The organism is Formosa sp. L2A11 (assembly GCF_009796865.1).
Lineage (GTDB): Bacteria > Bacteroidota > Bacteroidia > Flavobacteriales > Flavobacteriaceae > Formosa.
This window is the reverse complement of sequence record NZ_CP047028.1, coordinates 1,640,778-1,661,123: the sequence shown is the minus strand read 5'-3', so window position 1 is coordinate 1,661,123 and position 20,346 is coordinate 1,640,778. Positions and strand designations below refer to the sequence as shown.

Sequence of the window (20,346 nt, the reverse complement as noted above, 5' to 3'; positions counted from 1 at the left end):
CTATTTTAATTTATCGGCATGCATCTGTCTTAACTTGGCCAATTTCGGACTAATAACGGCAGTGCAATACCCTTGTGTTTTATTGTTTTCGTAATAATCTTGATGATAATCTTCTGCTTCAAAAAAGGTTCCTAAAGCACTCACTTCAGTTACAATCTCATCATCAAAATAAGGTGTAATTTTTTCAATTACCGTTTCTGCTATTTCTTTCTGTTTTTCTGTCTGGTAATAAATTACAGATCTGTATTGTGTACCACGATCTGCACCTTGACGATTTAATGTTGTTGGATCGTGACTTGTAAAAAAGATAACTAAAATATCTTCTAAAGAAATTACAGCAGTATCGAACGTGACCTGAATTACTTCTGCATGACCAGTTAAACCTGAACAAATTTCACGATAAGTTGGTACACCAGGAACGGTTCCTCCTGTATATCCTGAAACTATTTTTTCTACACCTTTTATTTGCTGAAAAACAGCTTCTACACACCAAAAGCATCCGCCTCCTAGTGTGATAATTTCAGTTGTATTATTCATTTTATTCTACTTTCTCTAGGGTAATTGATTCTGAGTTTACACAATAACGTAAACCACTAGGTTCTGGTCCATCAGGAAAAACATGTCCTAAATGCGCATCGCATGTATTACACATGACTTCTACGCGAACCATACCAAAAGCGGTATCTTTTTCGTATTTAATAGCGTTCTCTTGTATAGGCTGAGTAAAACTTGGCCACCCAGAACTAGAATCGAATTTTATTGTAGAATCAAATAACAATGTATCGCAACAAACACAACCATACTTTCCAGCTTCATGTGCACTACAAAGTGCTCCAGAATGTGGTGCTTCTGTTCCTTTTAATCTTGTTATTCTAAATTGTTGTGGTGTTAATAATTCTTGCCATTCCTCTGCAGATTTCTCTACACGACGGTCTGGCTTTGGATTGCCATTCACAGCAAAATCCATTATATCTTTCCATGTAAGCATACTATTTCCTTTCTTTTAATTTGTATTTAAAAAACAACATTGATGGCGTTATAATATATCTTTATTAGACTCATTAATGAACAACATCTTACATACAAATATGCTTATTTCATGTTGCCGATAAAAATATCGATTGTTAATAATCTTACAATTTTACATGAAACAAGATTAAGAAGCTATAACATTATTAAAAAAGATACAAATTCTAACCACAATATAAAAACCAATAAAACCTATCTTAATCTATATACACGATTAGGATAGGTTTTATTATTAAATTTAAAATGCATCGTTTTTAATTATACATTCCCAGCTTCTCTTAAAAAAAAACGAACTATTTTTTGTTATTATCTAGACGTAGATGCTAATTCTAACAACACCATATTATATTCGTTATTCAGAATAACATTACCATTTTCAACAGTAACATCTGTATTAGAATACGCATCATGAAGCATCATACGTTCTGGAAAAGCCCCTCCAACAGGTATTATTTTCTTACCTTTTTCAAGATTTAAACCAATAACTACAGCATTTTTATAATCGCCATTAACATACGTTCTTGAAAATACATAAGGTGATTTAGAAATCATTTTATGTCTTCCAGCTCCTACAGCAGGATTACGTTCTCTAAACTTACCTAAGATTTGCCAATGTGCTAAAATAGCTTGTGTTGTTGGGTTAGATTTTATATCGTCCCAATTCATAAACGTGCGTAAATTTGCATCTCCTACAGCACCTTCTGCATGTAAAGGTCTCGCAGATTCGTCTCCATAATATATTTGAGCAGCACCTGGAGTTAACAATAATTTTGTTGCGGTTTCAAATGGTTTTTCACGCATAGGATCGAATGGTTGTCCATCGTCATGCGAGCTTAAATAATTTAAAACACTATAATCTTTTAAATCGTTATGAATAATACTATCGTATTTACTAAACATAGATTCATAATCCATTTGTTCAGCGTTCCATTTAAATTCAAAATTGATTAATTGATTAAAAGCTTTGTCGAAATAATTCACTTTGCGATCACCAAAATCGAATGCTTTTTCATTACTAATTCCATAGTTATACACTTCACCTACAAGATAAAATCCGTTATCGTCTAAAACTTTATCAGGATTTTCAGACTTAAATTGAGCAAAAGCAGCATCTACAACTTTTCTAAACTCACGCCATACATAAGGTTCTGTATGCTTTACGGTATCTACACGATAACCATCAATACCAAATTCTGTAATATAATCTGCCAACCATTTCATGATGTAAAAACGTGGTGCTCTTGGATATCCTGTTTTTTCAAAGAACGCATCTAATTCTGCAACTTCCTTCTCATATCTACCTTCTGCTTTCCATTTTTTAATAAGCTGAGGAGGCAACTCTACGGATTCATTACTTTCTGTTCTAATATCTGGTAAATTTTCTACCAAAGTACAACTCACAGTACTATCAAAATCATGATAATCGCAGGCAGGACCTGTTCTTACCCAACTTTGTGGCCAAACAGGATCTTTGTCTGTTACTGGTCCTCTATGATTTATAACAGCATCTAAAACAATACGAATCCCTTTTTTATGTGCAGCTTCTACTAATTTTTTTAAATCGTCTCTGGTTCCAAAATCTGGATCTAAATTCGTCCAATCTTTAGTCCAATAGCCATGAAAACCATAAGACAAACCTGTACCTTCATCTGTTCCGCCATGAATTTGTTCTACAATTGGCGTCATCCAAATGGCATTTACGCCTAGATCTGTAAAATAACCAGATTCTACTTTTTCTGTTACACCTTTAATATCTCCACCTTCAAAACCTCGCAACACTCCAGTTTCCTTATCCCTATCAAAATTTTCATCGTTAGAAGTATCTCCATTATTAAAACGGTCTACTAACATAAAATAAATGGTAGCAGCATCCCACTCAAACGGAGCTTGTACTTCTTTTTCAATAGGTTTTTCTGTTTTGTTTTGACATCCTGTAATCATAATTCCTAAAATTAAAACTACTATAAAGTTACGCATAATCTATTTTAATTTAAATATGAATGATTGTAAAGGTTTAACTGCTATTTTAGCTTCTGCACCATTTTCCGAGACTTGTAAAAGCGTTTGATACGACTTATACAATTGATCTTCTAACATATATTCCCCTGGTTTTAATTGCCAAGCTTCTACAAGTTCTTTTGGTAATTTTAAATAAAACTCGGTACCATAATCTGCATCGAAATTATTTACGACAATTAGTTTTTCATTAGCACTCCAACGCGCATAAGAGAATTGTTTTAAACCATAATGCGCTGTGTTATGCGTATTATAATCATGAAGATCTTGATAGTCTCCCATTAATGCTTCACTAGAAATTGTAAAGTTTAATAACCGTTTATAGAAATCGTAAAGCTCTAACTCTTCTGGAGAAGATTGTCCGCCGTCAAAGTTCTTATCATTTACCCAACGTCTTAAGGTTGGCACACTACCATAATCGAAAATAGACGTTCTAGACGGATCTCCAAAACCTAAATCTTCTGCTCCTGGCTCTCCAAACTCTTGTCCGAAATAAATTAACGTTGGCGATGTACTTATGGTTGCAGATACCACCATTGCAGGTTTTGCTTTTTCTGCATTTCCTGCAAACTCAGGACTTGCAATACGTTGCTCGTCGTGGTTTTCTAAGAAATGTAACATATGGTGTTCTATATCTTTTAAATCGTGTTGAATTGGCACAATATCGTCCGTTTTTCCCCAACCTTGCATAACATGTTTTAAAGTATCATACAACTGAACTTTATCGTATAAATAATCCATTTTTCCTTTACGGATATAATCTCTATACAAACTCGGATTATACACTTCTGCTAATAAAAACGCCTCTGGATTTTTCATTTTTATAGCCGAATTCATATAACTCCAAAACGCTACAGGAACCATTTCTGCCATATCGTAACGAAATCCATCTACGCCTTTTGCTGTCCAATACAGTGCAATATCTTTAAACTTTACCCAAGAATCTGGTACGGTTTTATCTTGCCAAAACTCAAAATGAGCCTTATAATCTTTAGCATCGAAACCTTCTGGTAAGCTATCAAAATCATGATGTCCATCTGGAGTTATACCATAATTTATTTTTACTGTTTCGTACCAATCGTTAGGATCTGGCTGCGATAAACGCGATCCATTTCCTGTCCATTTAGACGGATTCTCATCAAACTTACCATCTAATAATACATTTTCAGAACCTCCTAAAGGCACATAACCATCGCGACGTTCTGGCACAACAAATGGCTCTCCTGGATTATAATAAAAATTATTATTTACATTATAAACTACAGTCTTATCATCTGTCTCCCCAAAATCTGTAACACCTTCTGGTTTAGTAATACTTTGGTAATTTCTAGCCACGTGATTTGGCACAATATCTATCACTACTTTTAAACCCGCTTTATGTGAGCGTGCTATTAAAGCCTCAAATTCTTCTAAACGTTTTGATGGATTTTCTGCTAAATCAGGATTTACATTATAGTAATCTTTAACAGCATACGGTGAACCTGCTCGGCCTTTTACCACATCCGGATCGTCGTTAGAAATGCCATATTCTGTATAATCTCTAATCACGTCATGATGAGGCACACCTGTATACCAAATGTACGTCACACCCAAATCTTTAATTTTAGACAAAGCCTTGTCTGTAAAATCATTAAACTTTCCGACTCCATTTTCCTCAATAGTTCCCCACGGTTTATTAGTCGGATTTGTATTCCCGAACAACCTTGTAAACACCTGATACACAACTTCTTTTTTTGGTGCGATGGCAATTTCTGCCCTATTATTTTCTTTCAAAATATCTTTCTTTTTTGAATCACAACTGATTAAAACTAATAAAATCATTGCAATTGACACTATTGGATGTTTAATCATTATAAATTATTTTAATTTCTAACTCAGAATCCGTTTCCCATATTACTGGTATTTCTAAAACATGCGTATGTTTATCGTAAGTAAACGACATGTCTTTTCTTCCTATTTTAATACCATCGGGTTCTTTTTCTATATTATGAATGGTAAATTGAATAAGCTTAGTTTGTGCCGCATAATCTGAACCTATTCTATCTTTAAAGACAAAACGAATGCCTTTTTTATCATTTATATATGAAAAATTAAGCTTTTCGTATTTCCCTTTTTCAAATGCATTAACCGTCTTTCCGTCGTCGTCATACATTTCATATTCACTATTTAAAATAGAAGCATCATTATAATAATGAAGCTCTAAATCGTTTCCTGTATACGACTTTGTATTTTGCATGCGTTTTGCCAACGGAATAAATGCACCTGCTTTAACATAAGTTGGAATTCTATTTTTTGCTACTGAAACGGTTTTAGTTTGTCCGCCATCAATCTTTTCATCTGTATAAAAATCGAACCATAACGTGTTCTTCGGAAACACAACATCGTGAGACGTTACGCCTGCTTCTAGTATAGGAGAAACCAAAAACGCATCTCCCCAATAATAGGTGTTTGCTAAATTTTGAAGCGTTACATCTTCAGGATTTTCAAAAAACAACGGACGCATTAAAGGTGTTCCTTTTTGGTTATTTTGAAATGCTAAATTGTAATTATAAGGCAATAATGCATAACGTAATCTTATGGCTTTACGTGCTAAATTTTTAGCTTGTTCACTTCTAAAAACAGGTTCACTTGGCACTCCTTCTTGTGCATGAGGCCGGTAAATAGGCTGAAAAACGCCATATTGCAACCAACGCACATACAACTCGTCGTCTAAATTATCTCCAGCAAATCCGCCCAAATCACTGTGCATATAACCTAAGCCTTGCATACCCATTTGTAATGCTATTTCGGGCTGACTTTGCAAACCGCCCCAAGAACGATTAACATCTCCAGACCACGGAATTAATCCGTAACGCTGAGACCCTGAATACCCTGCACGCATTAACACAAATGGTCGTGTATTTGCTTTAGCACTTAAACTACTTTCGTACACTAATCTTGCCCAATCATGACCGTAAATATTATGAACTTCGTTTGCAGTTCCTGTTGCGTGAATAAGATCTTTAGGATGCACTTCCGGCTCGCCCAAATCTCCCCAAATTCCAGAAACTCCCATTTTAAATAAGTCCTTATAAATATTAGAAAACCAATTGAAACCAGACGTACTGTAAATATCGATTAGCCCTGTATTTCCAAAAAAGAAATCGTAAGTATATGGATTCCCAACAGCATCTTTAGCCAAAACATCATGATCTACAGCATCTTGCCACCTCTTAGACGTTGTTAACACAAAAGGCTCTGTAATTAAAATTGTATTTACGCCTTGTGTCTTAAAATCTTTAATCATTTTTTCAGGCGTAGGAAACGAATCGGTATCGAATGCTAAATTTCCCATTGTACCTTTTACTTCTTTTCCGAACCAATACAAATCTAAAATTACAGCATCTAACGGGATTTCTTCCTCCTTAAATTTAGACACTGTTGCTCGTGTTTCTGCTTCTGAATGATATCCAAAACGACTAGAAAAATTCCCTAAAGCCCACCGTGGCGGCATAGGTTGTTTTCCTGTTAACGTGGTATAAGCATCTATAATATCTACCCAAGAATTGGCAGCTATAACCTGATAAGTTTTACGGCCAGAAATGGTTTCGTAAGTCAGACTATTATCGTGTTTACTATCCAAATCTAAATACCCAATTGGTGCATTATCAAAATGAATCATATATTTTTTTGAAGACATTACAATGGGTAATGTGTAATTCATTAACTCGCTATGCGTTTCGTAACCGTAGTGTGCACGATTGTATAATTGCAAACGATTTCCTCTACGATTCATCCCTAAAGCGCGTTCTCCACCTCCATATAAGACTTCAGAATCGTCTAAATTAAACTGAATGGCCTCGCCTTCTTCAATTTTAGCATAGCCTTTTTTTTCTGAAACGATTGGTTGACCTTTATAGAAATATTGAATTTGGAATGGTGCTTTTTTTATTAGAACAGAAAGTCCCGAAGACGTTAAAGTAATGTCGTTAGAAGATTCTGTAATTTTTGAAAAAGATTGATTCTCTTTAAAAACTACAGCATGAGATTCTGGATTAAAAACTTGTCCATCGGGCACAAAAGTAGTTTCTACAATAGATTGATTATACAGTTTAAACAGATAATAACCATCATTAACTTCAACTTTATATCCGTTATTAGAATCTTCTGATTTTTCAAAAGTTCTATCGGGATTTTGAGCAAAACTTAGTTGAGTTATGCAAAGTGTAATAAAAATATATAAAAATTTTCTCATAGTATTTAGACATTAAAAATGCAAAAGAAATCGTTCTAGAAAAAGCTTATTATTTGGTAGAAAAACAAACACCTAAAACACATCTAAAAGCAACAAATAGATAGGCATTATTATTACTGTTTTGTCGTTAATAACAGTGGACCTTTCTGAGTAAGCTTATAATTAGTATTCCATATTACAGAATCTCCAGATATTACATTTTTTAGGATTTTCCCTTCTAAGCCTAGTTCTTTATAATGTGTTAAATCTATATCTATAGGGGTTTCATTTTTGTTTAAAATCAAGACTACGGTTTCATCATCTTTAATTCTAGACAACACATAAACACCGTCTATGGGAGCAAAATGCATTGTTTTTCCATGCTTAATCGCTTCACTTTGTTTTCTGTAATTCAGTATTTTTTTTACAAAATCTTGCATGCTTGCCTGATCTTCAGTTAATCCTTCTCCGGTAAATGCATTTACTGAATCGCCGTCCCAACCTCCAGGAAAATCGGATCTAATCGTACCATGATCTCCTGGTTTTTCTGTGTTTTGCATTAAGATTTCGGTACCATAATACATTTGAACAATACGTGGCATAAGAAAAATATAACTCAATGCCATTTTGGTATTTTGCACATGCTCTCTTAACTGTGTAAACACACGATCCATATCGTGATTGTCTGGAAAAATTAAAATATCTTCAGGTTTAGTATATGCAAAATCCATGGCTAAACCTTCATACATTTTTACAAAGCCTGTTGCCCAATCTTCGTCTTCATTTAAAGCACTCACAATATTTTCTTGCATCGGGAAGTCCATTGTAGATCTTAAATGCGACTCAAAACCTTCTTTATTTGGAGTACCCGTTTGCCAATATCTAACAAGTAACGGTTTTACGCTCCACTCCTCTCCTACAATACTAAAATTGGGATATTCTTTCATTATAGAACCTGCCCAATTACTAATAAAGTTTTTGTCTGAATACGGATATGTATCCTGACGAATACCACCAAGTTGCAACGTTTCTATCCACCAAATATTATTTTGAATGATGTACTTCGCCATAAATGGATTTTTCTGATTTAAATCGGGCATGGAAGGCACAAACCAACCTTCGGTCATGTCTTTTTTATCGATTTCTGAAGCGTATATATCTTGATTTGTTGTCCGTCTATGATTTGAGTTTCGTAGTGTACCTTTAGTCTCAAATGCATTTTGTTGATTCACCCAATCGTCGAAAGGTAAATCTTTCATCCACCAATGTTCGCTACCGCAATGGTTTGCTACCATATCCATAATTAACTTCAAACCGCGACCACGCATCTTTTGTGCTAATTCTTTATATGTATCAAGTGTTCCAAAACGCGGATCTACTTCATAAAAATCGGTCATTGCATAACCGTGATAAGAGGAAGAATTCATATCGTTAGTTAATAATGGTGTTGGCCAAATCGCAGTACACCCTAATTCGTCTATATAATCTAAATGATTAATAATACCACGAATATCTCCACCATGTCTCGCAGATCCATTATTACGATCTATAATTTGTTCCTTAAGATCTGTATCTATATTATTTTTAGTATTCCCGTTAGCAAAACGATCTGGTGTGATTAAGTAAATAGCATCAGAACTATTAAAACCAATATAATCTTCAGCCTTTTTATCGCGTGCTTTTAATTGATATGTATATGAAATAGGTTTATCCGTTTCGCTATTAAAAACAATATCGAATGCTCCTGCTTGAGTCGCCTTATCTATATTTAAATCGATGAATAAATAATTCGGACTTTTAGCTTGATGGACTGCAGTAATTGTAACACCAGGATAATTAATTACAGGCGTTGCACGACCTATTCCAGGACCTTTAATTAACAATTGTAATTCCGAATTATGGAAATCTACCCACCAATTTGGAGGCTCGACATGTGAAATTTGTGCATTTAAATTCAAACTAAAAAATAGTAATACCATAGAAAAGATAGTGTATTTATTGTTTACTAATTCTTTAAATAATATACGCATATCTAAATGTTTTTCTAGCATAAAATTATTCTTTAAGACATAAAATATACAACTCACTTAATTTCCATAATACTAATAGCATAACCACCACCAGGAACAGAAACTTGAGATAATTTTGTTTTATTAGTGACCTTTTGTTTTGTAATTTTATAAGCCTGAGGATTCGTTTTATAATCTGCATCTTTAGCATCTGCATAAATTATAGCTTCGTACTTTTTACCTTTATCTAAGAAATCTAAACTAATTTTAGATGTTCTTGTTGTATAACCGTTTACATTTCCAATAAACCAATTGCTACTGTCTTTTTCTTTTCTAGCCACTGTAATATAATATCCTGGCTCTGCTTCTAAATAAATACTTTCATCCCAATCCATAGCCACATCTTTTATAAATTGAAAGGCATCCATAAATTGTTCGTAATGTTCTGGAAAATCTGCTGCCATTTGCAACGGACTATACATAGTAACATACAAGGCTAACTGATTGGCAATTGTACTATTTACATGAGATGTGTTATTCGGACTAAATTTACTAATGTCCATTTCGAAAATCCCTGGCGTATAATCCATCGGACCTCCAATTAATCGTGTAAACGGTAAAATAGTAACATGATTAGGTTTAGAACCTCCAAAAGCTTGATATTCGGTTCCTCTTGCAGATTCGTTTCCTATTAAATTAGGATATGTTCTAGCAATACCTGTTGGTCGCACTGCTTCGTGTGCATTAACCATAATTTTGTACTTCGCTGCTTTTTCTATAGCGTACTGATAGTGATTTACAATCCATTGGTCGTAATGATTTTCGCCACGCGGTAAAATATCGCCTACATAACCACTTTTTACAGATTTGTATCCGTTGTCGTTCATAAATTTATAAGCTTCATCCATGTGGCGCTCGTAATTACGCACAGAAGCAGATGTTTCATGATGCATCATCATCTCTACACCTTTAGATTTTGCATAAGCATGAATTCCTTCAACATCAAAATCTGGATATGCCGTTACAAAATCGAACACATAATCTTTAGAATGTCCGAACCAATCTTCCCAACCTTCATTCCAACCTTCTACCAAAACAGCATCGAAACCATTTTTAGCAGCAAAATCAATATATTTTTTTACATTTTCTGTATTTGGAGCATGTGTTTTATTTGGAGATACTTTGGAGTAATCTGTAATCCCTAATTGAACAGATGGCAAATCGTCTGTATAATTCCAAGTTGCTTTTCCTGTTATCATTTCCCACCAAACACCAACATATTTTACAGGTTTAATCCACGATGTATCTTCTATTGCACAAGGTTCGTTTAAATTATATGTCATTTTTGAAGCCAAAATATCTCGTGCATCATCGCTTACCATAATGGTTCTCCAGGGCGATGTTGCTGGCGCCTGAATATAACCTTTATCTCCGTTTGCATCTGGTGTTAACCAAGACTCAAACACCATATTTTTATCGTCTAAATTAAGATGCATACAAGAATAATTAATCAAGGCTGCTTCATGTAAATTAATGTACAAACCGTCGTCTGTTTTCATAATTAGCGCGGTTTGCACACCTGTTGGAGAAAATGATGTTTGCGATAAGTTTGCGGTTACAGCACCTTCAGAATACCCACGAATTTCGGATAATTTAGATTCTGTATAATCGTATTCCTGAGTATCGTAATCTCCAGGAATCCAGAACGCAGTATGATCTCCGGTCATGGCAAATTGTGTACGTTCTTCTTTTATAGTAAAATATACTAAGTTTTTTTGCTCCGGAAATTCGTAACGAAACCCTAACCCCTCATCAAACAAACGAAAACGAACAATAACAACACGTTCTGTTTCGTTTTGAGTTAACGTTACTGCCAATTCATTATAATGATTCTGTATGGTTTTTACTTCTCCCCAAACTGGAGTCCAAGATTCATTAAAAGTGGCTGTTTCTGTATTCGTAATTTTAAAATCATTCAATAAAGATTTTTCATCGTCTTTTAATTCCAACCCCAAATGACTCGTCTTTATAACTTCCTTATTTTTATAAGCTAATTTATACGTTGGAGTTCCGTTTTCTAAAAGTTCAAAATGCATAGTTAAGTCACCATTAGGCGATTTTAACTCTTGAGCATTAGTAAAATGAATAGACGCGAACAAAACAATTAAATAAGGCATGACATTTTTCATTAATCTGTATTTCAATTTTATTTTTCAATTACAAAACAGCAAGCTTTAACATATTAAAGACAAGTGCATTCTGACAATTATTTAATCCTGAATGAGACTGTTATTAAAAACCACTAAAACAAGAATTAAACAGCCTAACTATCAAAACGCACTATCCTTAATTTTTCAATCTTCTAATTGAAGCAATACGTTTTTATTATTTGCGATTATTTCTAATTCGCTACCTTTCTCAAGTTTAAATTCGGTACCTTTTTGAGTTACTTTTACTTTTACAACTTGATTTCTAAAATTCACTTTAAATGAATACCCTTCCCATTGGTGAGGAATTTTAGGTTCAAAAGACAACATATTATTTTTAATACGCATACCTCCAAAACCTTCAACAATACTCATCCAAGTTCCTGCCATAGACGTAATATGTAGGCCTTCTTCAACCTCTCTATTATAATCGTCTAAATCTAAACGCGATGTACGTAAATAGAACTCGTAAGCCTGATCCATACGGTTTAATTTTGCTGCCTGAATACTGTGTACACAAGGCGATAACGAACTTTCGTGAACAGTAAATGGTTCATAAAAATCGAAATGACGTTCTAATTCTTCTGTTGTAAAATGATCTTCGAAAAAGTAGAATCCTTGTAACGTATCTGCTTGCTTAATATAAGGCGAACGTAAGATACGATCCCAAGACCATTTTTGATTTATTGGGCGAGACGCCTTATCTAAATCTGCTACAGAGATTAACTCTTTATCTAAGAAACCATCTTGTTGCAAGTAAATATTATGCTCCTTAGAAAAAGGTAAATACATGTTTCCGGCAACGGCTTTCCATTTTTCTAATTCTTCAGGAGACAGATTTACTTTATCTTGAATTCTACTAAAATCGTCTTCGTATTCTTTAGCAACTTTCTTAATATTTTCTATGGCATAATCTATACACCACTTAGCAAGATAATTTGTGTAGAAATTGTTATTTACGTTGTTTTCGTATTCGTTTGGTCCTGTAACGCCAAGAATTACGTATTTATTTTGTGCTGTAGATAATGTTGCACGTTGTTGCCAAAAACGAGCAATTCCGATTAACACCTCTAATCCTTTTTCTGGAATGTAACTATAATCGTTTGTGTAACGGTAATAGTTAAAAATGGCAAATGCAATGGCTCCGTTTCTATGAATTTCTTCGAACGTAATTTCCCATTCGTTATGGCATTCTTCACCATTCATGGTTACCATTGGGTATAAAGCTGCACCGTTAGTAAATCCTAGTTTTCCTGCATTTTCAATAGCACGATCTAAGTGATTGTAACGATATTCTAATAAGTTACGCGCTACTTCTTGATCTTTAGTTGCCATGTAAAACGGAATACAATAGGCTTCGGTATCCCAATAGGTACTTCCTCCATATTTTTCACCTGTAAACCCTTTCGGACCAATATTTAAACGGGCATCTTTTCCTAAATAGGTATGATTTAATTGCATAATATTAAATCGGATACCTTGTTGTGCTTTTACATCGCCTTCGATTGTAATATCTGCCATATCCCAAATTTTAGCCCAAGCCAATTCTTGCTGAACCAATAAATGTTGAAACCCTAAATTTAACGCTTTGCTTAAAACGTCTTTGGCTGCAGACACTAAATGCGTTACCTCGTGATTACGATCTACGGTGTAACCACCAAATTTATGAATAGTGAATGTTTGATTTTTATTTACTGCTGAAGTCTGCTTAAATGTAATAGTCCGGTCTGTATGAGATACCTCTGCTTTTACATCTAATTTCTGGTTATCTAAGAAATACTCTGAAGCCATAAACGTACACGTTTTAAACTCCGTTTTCATAGTATGAGCTTCAATAAACGCCATATTTCCATCTTGAGTTACCGCAGTAGTTTCCCAAAATTTATCGTCCCAATTGGTGTCTTCGTTTGTAATTCCCGAATCTAAATAGGGTTCGAAAGTAATTTCTGCATCGCCATTTAAAGGTGTAATAGCATAAGAAATAGCTCCAACCTCATCTAAATCTATGCTTAAAAAACGTTTTGTTTCAACAGCAATTTCAATAGCGTTTGGTAAGGTTGCTTTAAAAGAACGCGACAACCAACCTTCTTTCATATTTAATTCACGCTTAAAATCGGACACATCTTTACACGTAAATAAATCTAGCGGATTTCCGTTTACGAATATATTAATACCAATCCAACTTGGTGCATTTAACACTTTAGCAAAATATTCAGGATATCCATTTTTCCACCAACCTACACGTGTTTTATCTGGATAATATACACCCGCGATATAACTTCCTTGAAATGTTGGTCCTGAATAGTACTCTTCAAAATTAGCACGTTGCCCCATAGCACCGTTCCCGATACTGAATAAACTCTCTGATGATTTAACGCGTTCTACATCAAATCCTTCTTCAATTATCGACCAATTGTCTGGTTTAATATAATCTTGATTCATTTTATTTAAGATAATAGAATACCGTGATTTGTATACCAAAAATGAAATCTGGTAACGTTACGGTTTTATGTATTCTAGTTATTAATTATTTTATTTATAAATTCTGTTGAAATTTCTGTGAAGTCGTTAAAAATATAATCGGCCTCATACAACACATCTTTACTACCAATACCTATAGAAATCATATTGGCCGTATTTGCTGCTTGTACACCGGCAACAGAATCTTCGAAAACCACACAGTCTTCTGGTTTTATGTTTAAGGATTTTGCAGCATTTAAAAACACTTCTGGATCTGGTTTTGCCTTAGAAACATCGTTCCCGTCTACTATGGTTTTAAATTTAGATAATAGGTGAACTTTTTCAAGTATAACTTTTGCATTTTTACTTGCAGACCCCAAAGACACACCTTGTTTGTTATCTATTAAATAATCTAGAACACGAGGCACATCTGGAAGAATTTCTGAATCGTCCATTTTATTAATAAACTCTAAATATTCTGTATTTTTTAAAGTCATTAATTCTTGAAACTTCTCATCGGAAACGGTGGTATTTCCCCAAGCTAATATTTTTTTAAGCGACTCTACACGACTCACTCCCTTTAACTGTTCGTTTTGAGTTTCGGTAAAATCGAAACCTAAACTATTGGCTAAATTTTTCCAAGCCAAAAAATGATATTTTGCAGTATCTACAATGACACCGTCTAAATCGAATATAAATCCTTTTATTTTCATGAGTTTTCTAATTCTGGTTGATATGATATCGCGTTTTTATCTGTTATTAAAAAGTTGCAAAGCCCTGCAATAATTAAACTAAATCCAGCAACTAACATGGCGTTAATGGTTTCGTCTCCCAAGAGGTTAGACACAAAATTAATACCTCCTATTGCTGCAATAATTTGCGGAATTACTATAAACATATTAAAAATTCCCATAATAACTCCCATTTTATGAGGATCTACTGCACTGGATAACATAGCATAAGGCATAGAAAGTATACTACCCCAAGCTATTCCTACTAGAATAAACGAGTATTTTAAAAAATCTGGAGAGGGAAAGAAATACATAGACAAAAAGCCTAAACCACCCACAAATAAAGAAAACATGTGTACATATTTACGGTTAATACGTTTCTTAGAAGTATAGAATGCTAAGACTAAAGCAAAAACCATAGACGACAACCCATAAACGCCCATTGAAGATCCTACTAAATTTGAAGATTTTTGGAAAGCTGTGTTTACGACATCGAAAGCAGCGGCTTGTTCTGGAATAGAAAAATCGTATGCCGCTTCTATTGGTGCTGGCGTGTGGTATACGTGTTCTGTTAATGCTGGATTTGCTAAACTCCACATAGTAAAAAAGGCAAACCAACTAAAAAACTGGATAAGTCCTAAACGTTTCATAGTAGAAGGCATATTCCCGATATTATTATTAATATCTGAAATAAAACTATTCTTTTTAGCCTTCTCTTTTTCGAAAGCTTCCATATCTTCTGGAGGATATTCGGATGTACTAAAAACGGTATATAAAATACTCGCCATAAAAACCACGGCTCCGATAGCAAAAGCAACTTTTACAGACATAGGCACAACACCCATAGCTGCAGCATCGCTAACACCTAGTTTAGAAACCATCCAAGGTAAATTACTAGCAACCCAAGTACCAATACCAATAATTAAAGTTTGTACGACAAAGCCGTAAGACCGTTGCGAATCGGGTAATTTATCTGCTACAAGTGCTCTAAAAGGTTCCATAGACACATTAATAGATGCATCTAAAATCCATAAAAAACCAGCAGCAACCCATAATACGGGAGAATGTGGCACAAGAAGTAAAGCAATAGAACTTAGAATAGCACCAACTAGAAAGTAGGGCTTACGTCTTCCCCAGCGCGGGCTCCAAGTATGATCGCTCATATAGCCAATTATGGGTTGAATTAACAAACCAGTTAAAGGTGCAGCAATCCACAACATTGGAATGGCTTCCTTGTCGGCTCCTAAAGTTTGAAATATTCGAGACATGAAGCCTCCTTGTAGTGCAAATCCGAATTGTATTCCTAAGAAACCGAAACTCATGTTCCAAATTTCCCAGAAACTAAGGGTACGCTTTTTCATCATAGTATATTTTAATGGATACCATTGATAAGCGAAAAAAAACTTATCAAAACTTATTATTGAGAAGTAAAAGTTTTGATTAAAGTGCTAAGATACAAAAGATTTTAAATTAGTGATGTTAAATTTTATTTGGTAGACTCTCTTTCAATCAACTCGGTCTCTACAACTACCGCTCTAACTTGCTCATCCTCAGATTCGCTCTCTAACTTTTCAATTAATAATTCGGCAGCAACAGCTCCCATTTCATTACCATGCTGACTCACTGTAGTTAAACTTGGTATGGCATGACGAGACAATACGCCGTCTGTAAAGCCAATAATTTGAAGTTCTTCAGGGATTTGTTTCCCTAATTTTCTAGCCACTTTCATGACTGTTATAGCGTATAATTCATTAACGGCAAAGACACCATCTATATCTGGATTCTTCAAAAATAAATCCATAATTTCTTTTTCTAAGACATCTATATAATCTTCAGAAACCAACTTATCATCTACCTTTAGAATAAGATTAGGATTACTTTCAATATTAAACTCATTTAAAGCTTCAATATACCCCTGAGTACGCAATTTACCTACACTAACATAGTCCATAGTAGTTATAATTGCTATGTTTTTACATTTATTTTCAATCAGTTTAATTACTGCTTTTTTAGCACCTCTTAAATCGTCTACTACAACTTTGTCGCAAGCAATTTCGTTTACAACCCTATCGAACATTACAATAGGCATTCCTTGACTTATTGTTTCTTTAAAATGATGATAATCATGCTTTAATAATGTTTCTTTAGAGATAGAAAGTATAAAACCGTCTATGCTTCCATTGGCTAACATTTCCATATTAATAACCTCCTTATCAAAAGACTCATTAGATAACCCTATAATAACATTATATCCTTTTTTATTAGCAACCTCTTCAATCCCTTGAATTACTTTCGAGAAAAAGTGATGTACAATTTCTGGAATTAAAATTCCTATAGTTTTAGTCTTTCTGTTTTTTAAGCTTAGGGCTATATTATTGGGTCTGTAATGATAAAGCTTAGCAAAAGCCTTAACCTTATCTCGGGTATCTTCACTAATCTCCTTGCTATTTCTTAAAGCTTTAGACACTGTTGCGATAGACACATCTAACTCTTTAGCAATTTGTTTTAAGGTTACTTTCTTTTTCATAAGCATTATTTTATACTCGTAAATATATTACAATCTATCAAATTTTCAATAATTCACAGAATTAAGACCAAAAACTCTTGAATACAGAAAAAGTTACTAACACGAAAACGTTTACGTTAGGGATATCGTAAAATTATAATTAGAAGTAACATAAAATTTACATAATTTTAATCTCGAGAAGTAAAAGTACGAACAAACAAACTAATTCAGATTTAATTTAATTCATATTGTATGAAAACATTTTTTAACAGTGTATTACTGGCATTGTTTTTTGCACCATCATTACTATTGGCGCAAACAACCGTAACAGGAACCGTTTCCGAAGACACATCAAATTTACCCATACCTGGTGTAAATATTGTGATTAAAGGAACAACAACTGGTACTGCTACAGATTTTGACGGAAACTACTCCCTCTCTGTAAATGAAGGAGATATTTTAGAATTTACTTTTATTGGTTATAAATCACAGGATATAACCTTTAACGGACAAACAACATTAAACATTAAACTTGAAGAAGACGCGGCAGTCTTAGACGAAGTTGTTGTTATTGGATATGGTAGTGTTAAGAAAGAAGACTTAACAGGAGCCGTAGACATGGTAAAATCAGACGAATTTAACGAAGGCCCTGTTTTATCTGCACAACAATTAATTAGCGGTAAAGTTGCCGGTGTATCTGTAACTTCTAGTAGTGGAGCTCCAGGAGAAGGACAAAACATTATTATTAGAGGACAAGGATCTTTATCTTTAGAAAGCACACCGCTTTATGTTATTGATGGTTTCCCTATTGATAACGGAAGCGTTGGCGGTTCTAGAAACCCATTAAACTTTATTAATCCTAGTGATATTGAAAGTATGGTGGTTTTAAAAGATGCTTCTGCAACAGCAATCTACGGATCGCGTGCTGCTAACGGTGTTATTTTAATTACTACTAAAAAAGGGAAAGATAGAGGCTTTAAATTTAATATAAGCAGTTCTGCAACTGTAGCAACTCCTATTAACACTGTAGATGTTATGTCTGCAAACCAATTTAGAACGCTTATTACAGAAACAGGAACAGCAGAAAACATCGCTTTATTAGGATCTGAAAACACAGATTGGCAAGACCAAATTTATGGTAACGCTTACGGGTCTGACCATGCTTTTAGTGCAATTGGTAATGCTTTTGGCGTACCTGTAAGAGCATCTATTGGATATTCTGATCAGGATGGTATTCTTAAAGGAGATAATCTTACAAGAACCACTGCTGCCTTAAACGTAAAACCTAGCTTTTTAGACGATCACTTAAGATTAGATTTAAATGCTCGTGGGATGTATACTGAAAACACGTTTGCAAATCAAGACGCTATTGGTTCCGCAATCGATTTCGACCCGACACAAGCTATTTATGATGCAGATTCAAAATATGGTGGATATTTCTCTTGGATAGATCCTAATACAGGAAACAAACCAAGTTTAGCGCCTACAAATCCAGTCGCTTTATTAGACTTGGTAGATGATACTTCTGAAGTACGTCGTATAGTAGCAAATGCTAAAGTAGATTACAACCTTCACTTTTTTGAAGATTTAACAGCAACAGTTAACATAGGTATAGATAAACAAAATAGCCACGGTAGAACAGTAACATCAGATTTAATTCCAACTGCAGATGAAACTTGGAATGGATCTCGTACCAGTTATACTCAAGAAGCTACAAACAAATTATTTGATGCGTATGTAACTTACGAAAAAGAAATTGATGATAACAACAATTTAACTGCAGTAGCAGGTTACTCTTACCAATCTTTTGAATACAACAACTTTGATTATAATAGTGAAAATGAAGAAGATGGTGTGGATTACGAATTTATAGATAAATCTAAAAACGTATTACTATCGTATTTTGGTCGTGTTAATTACGCACTAAACGGAAAATACCTTATTACTGCAAGTTTAAGAGCAGATGCATCTTCTAAATTAAATCCAGACGACCGTTGGGGATATTTCCCTTCTGCAGCCTTAGCATGGAACATTAATAAAGAATCTTTCTTAAAAGATGTTTCTGCCGTAAACGAATTAAAATTAAGATTAGGTTACGGAGAAGTTGGTAACGTAAATGGTCTAAACGATTACAAATTTATAACAAGTTATACTGGTAGTACATCTACAGCAAACTATCAATTTGGAAATGCATTTTACCAAACGTATAGACCTTCTGCTACAAACGAAGATTTACGTTGGGAAGTTGCACAAACACTTAACATTGGTATAGACTACGCTTTATTTTCTAGACGAATTTCTGGTTCTTTAAACGTATACTCTAAGAAAACAAAAGACTTAATTAGTAACTCTTTTGTAGATCCTTTTACAAATTTTGGAAACCAAATTGAAGCTAATATTGGTGATATGGAAAATAAAGGTATCGAGTTTAACTTAAATGTTATTCCTGTTAGAAATGATAATTTCGAGTGGAGCCTTGGTTACAACATTGCTTTTAACGACAATGAAATTACAAACCTTCCTGACCAACAATTTGTTGGAGGTATTAGTGGTGGTACAGGAAACACAGTACAAACTCACGTAGAAGGAGAAGCTCCTTACAGCTTCTTAGTATACGAGCAAGTTTATGACAGTACAGGAAAACCTATTGAAGGTGCGTATGTAGATCGTAACGGAGATAACATTATTAACGATGATGATAGATATATAGATCACGATCCGTATGCAGATATAACTATGGGATTAAACACTAATTTAAGTTATAAAAAATGGGATTTATCTGTAGTAACAAGAGCTAATCTAGGTAACTACATTTACGACAATATTTCATCTAGAGCAGGAACTTTAAATAGAGCTACAGAAAACGGTATTTTAACAAATCTAAGCACCGATTATTACAATACTGGATTCCAATCTTTAACAGACAATGGTTTATTAAGCGACCATTATGTAAAAGACGCATCCTTCTTTAAAGTAGACAACATTACGCTTGGTTATACACTAACGGAAGCCATTAAAGACACAACGTTCCGTTTTTACGGATCTGTTCAGAATGTTTTAACAGTAACAGATTACGATGGTTTAGACCCAGAAGTTTATGGTGGAATTGACAACAATTTCTACCCAAGACCAAGAACTTACGTTTTAGGTGTAAATATTGATTTTTAAAAAAAAG

12 protein-coding genes are annotated in these 20,346 nt (G+C 34.1%); 1 reads left to right on the top strand and 11 read right to left on the bottom strand.

What is annotated here, in order from left to right; genetic code table 11:
* The 11 genes from msrA to GQR95_RS07125 form a co-directional block, all read right to left on the bottom strand.
* On the bottom strand, positions 1-537 hold the full coding sequence (msrA, locus tag GQR95_RS07175) for a peptide-methionine (S)-S-oxide reductase MsrA (RefSeq protein WP_159022525.1): 537 nt from the start codon (positions 535-537) through the stop codon (positions 1-3).
* 1 nt (position 538) lies between these two features.
* Positions 539-988 (bottom strand): peptide-methionine (R)-S-oxide reductase MsrB, encoded by a 450-nt coding sequence (msrB, locus tag GQR95_RS07170; RefSeq protein ID WP_159022524.1) that lies wholly within the window; start codon positions 986-988, stop codon positions 539-541.
* 347 nt (positions 989-1,335) lie between these two features.
* Positions 1,336-3,006 carry an alpha-amylase family glycosyl hydrolase gene (locus tag GQR95_RS07165; protein ID WP_159022523.1) on the bottom strand — a complete coding sequence of 557 codons (1,671 nt, stop codon included), beginning with the start codon at positions 3,004-3,006 and terminating at the stop codon, positions 1,336-1,338.
* Between the two features lie 3 nt (positions 3,007-3,009).
* Positions 3,010-4,896 carry an alpha-amylase family protein gene (locus GQR95_RS07160; RefSeq protein ID WP_159022522.1) on the bottom strand — a complete coding sequence of 629 codons (1,887 nt, stop codon included), beginning with the start codon at positions 4,894-4,896 and terminating at the stop codon, positions 3,010-3,012.
* Entirely contained in the window at positions 4,889-7,279 is a 2,391-nt protein-coding gene (locus GQR95_RS07155) for a TIM-barrel domain-containing protein (protein WP_159022521.1), read from the bottom strand. Before GQR95_RS07155 ends, GQR95_RS07160 begins: the two co-directional genes overlap by 8 nt.
* A gap of 113 nt (positions 7,280-7,392) precedes the next feature.
* A complete protein-coding gene (locus tag GQR95_RS07150; RefSeq protein ID WP_233266038.1) occupies positions 7,393-9,237 on the bottom strand; it encodes a glycoside hydrolase family 13 protein in 1,845 nt (614 codons plus the stop codon).
* Positions 9,238-9,341: 104 nt separating this feature from the next.
* Positions 9,342-11,456, bottom strand: a complete 2,115-nt coding sequence (locus tag GQR95_RS07145) for a glycoside hydrolase family 97 protein (protein ID WP_159022520.1) — start codon at positions 11,454-11,456, stop codon at positions 9,342-9,344.
* 165 nt (positions 11,457-11,621) lie between these two features.
* A complete protein-coding gene (locus GQR95_RS07140; RefSeq protein ID WP_159022519.1) occupies positions 11,622-13,916 on the bottom strand; it encodes a glycoside hydrolase family 65 protein in 2,295 nt (764 codons plus the stop codon).
* A gap of 74 nt (positions 13,917-13,990) precedes the next feature.
* Complete coding sequence (pgmB, locus tag GQR95_RS07135; protein WP_159022518.1) at positions 13,991-14,647, bottom strand: beta-phosphoglucomutase; 657 nt, start codon at positions 14,645-14,647, stop codon at positions 13,991-13,993.
* Positions 14,644-16,026: an MFS transporter gene (locus tag GQR95_RS07130; protein ID WP_159024249.1), complete on the bottom strand. Its 1,383-nt coding sequence runs from the start codon at positions 16,024-16,026 to the stop codon at positions 14,644-14,646. The genes pgmB and GQR95_RS07130 overlap by 4 nt, the downstream gene beginning before the upstream one ends.
* A gap of 125 nt (positions 16,027-16,151) precedes the next feature.
* A complete protein-coding gene (locus GQR95_RS07125; protein ID WP_159022517.1) occupies positions 16,152-17,192 on the bottom strand; it encodes a LacI family DNA-binding transcriptional regulator in 1,041 nt (346 codons plus the stop codon).
* A gap of 231 nt (positions 17,193-17,423) precedes the next feature.
* Here GQR95_RS07125 and GQR95_RS07120 point away from each other — a divergent pair, with 231 nt between their 5' ends.
* Complete coding sequence (locus tag GQR95_RS07120; protein WP_159022516.1) at positions 17,424-20,339, top strand: TonB-dependent receptor; 2,916 nt, start codon at positions 17,424-17,426, stop codon at positions 20,337-20,339.
* Positions 20,340-20,346: the final 7 nt, after the last annotated feature.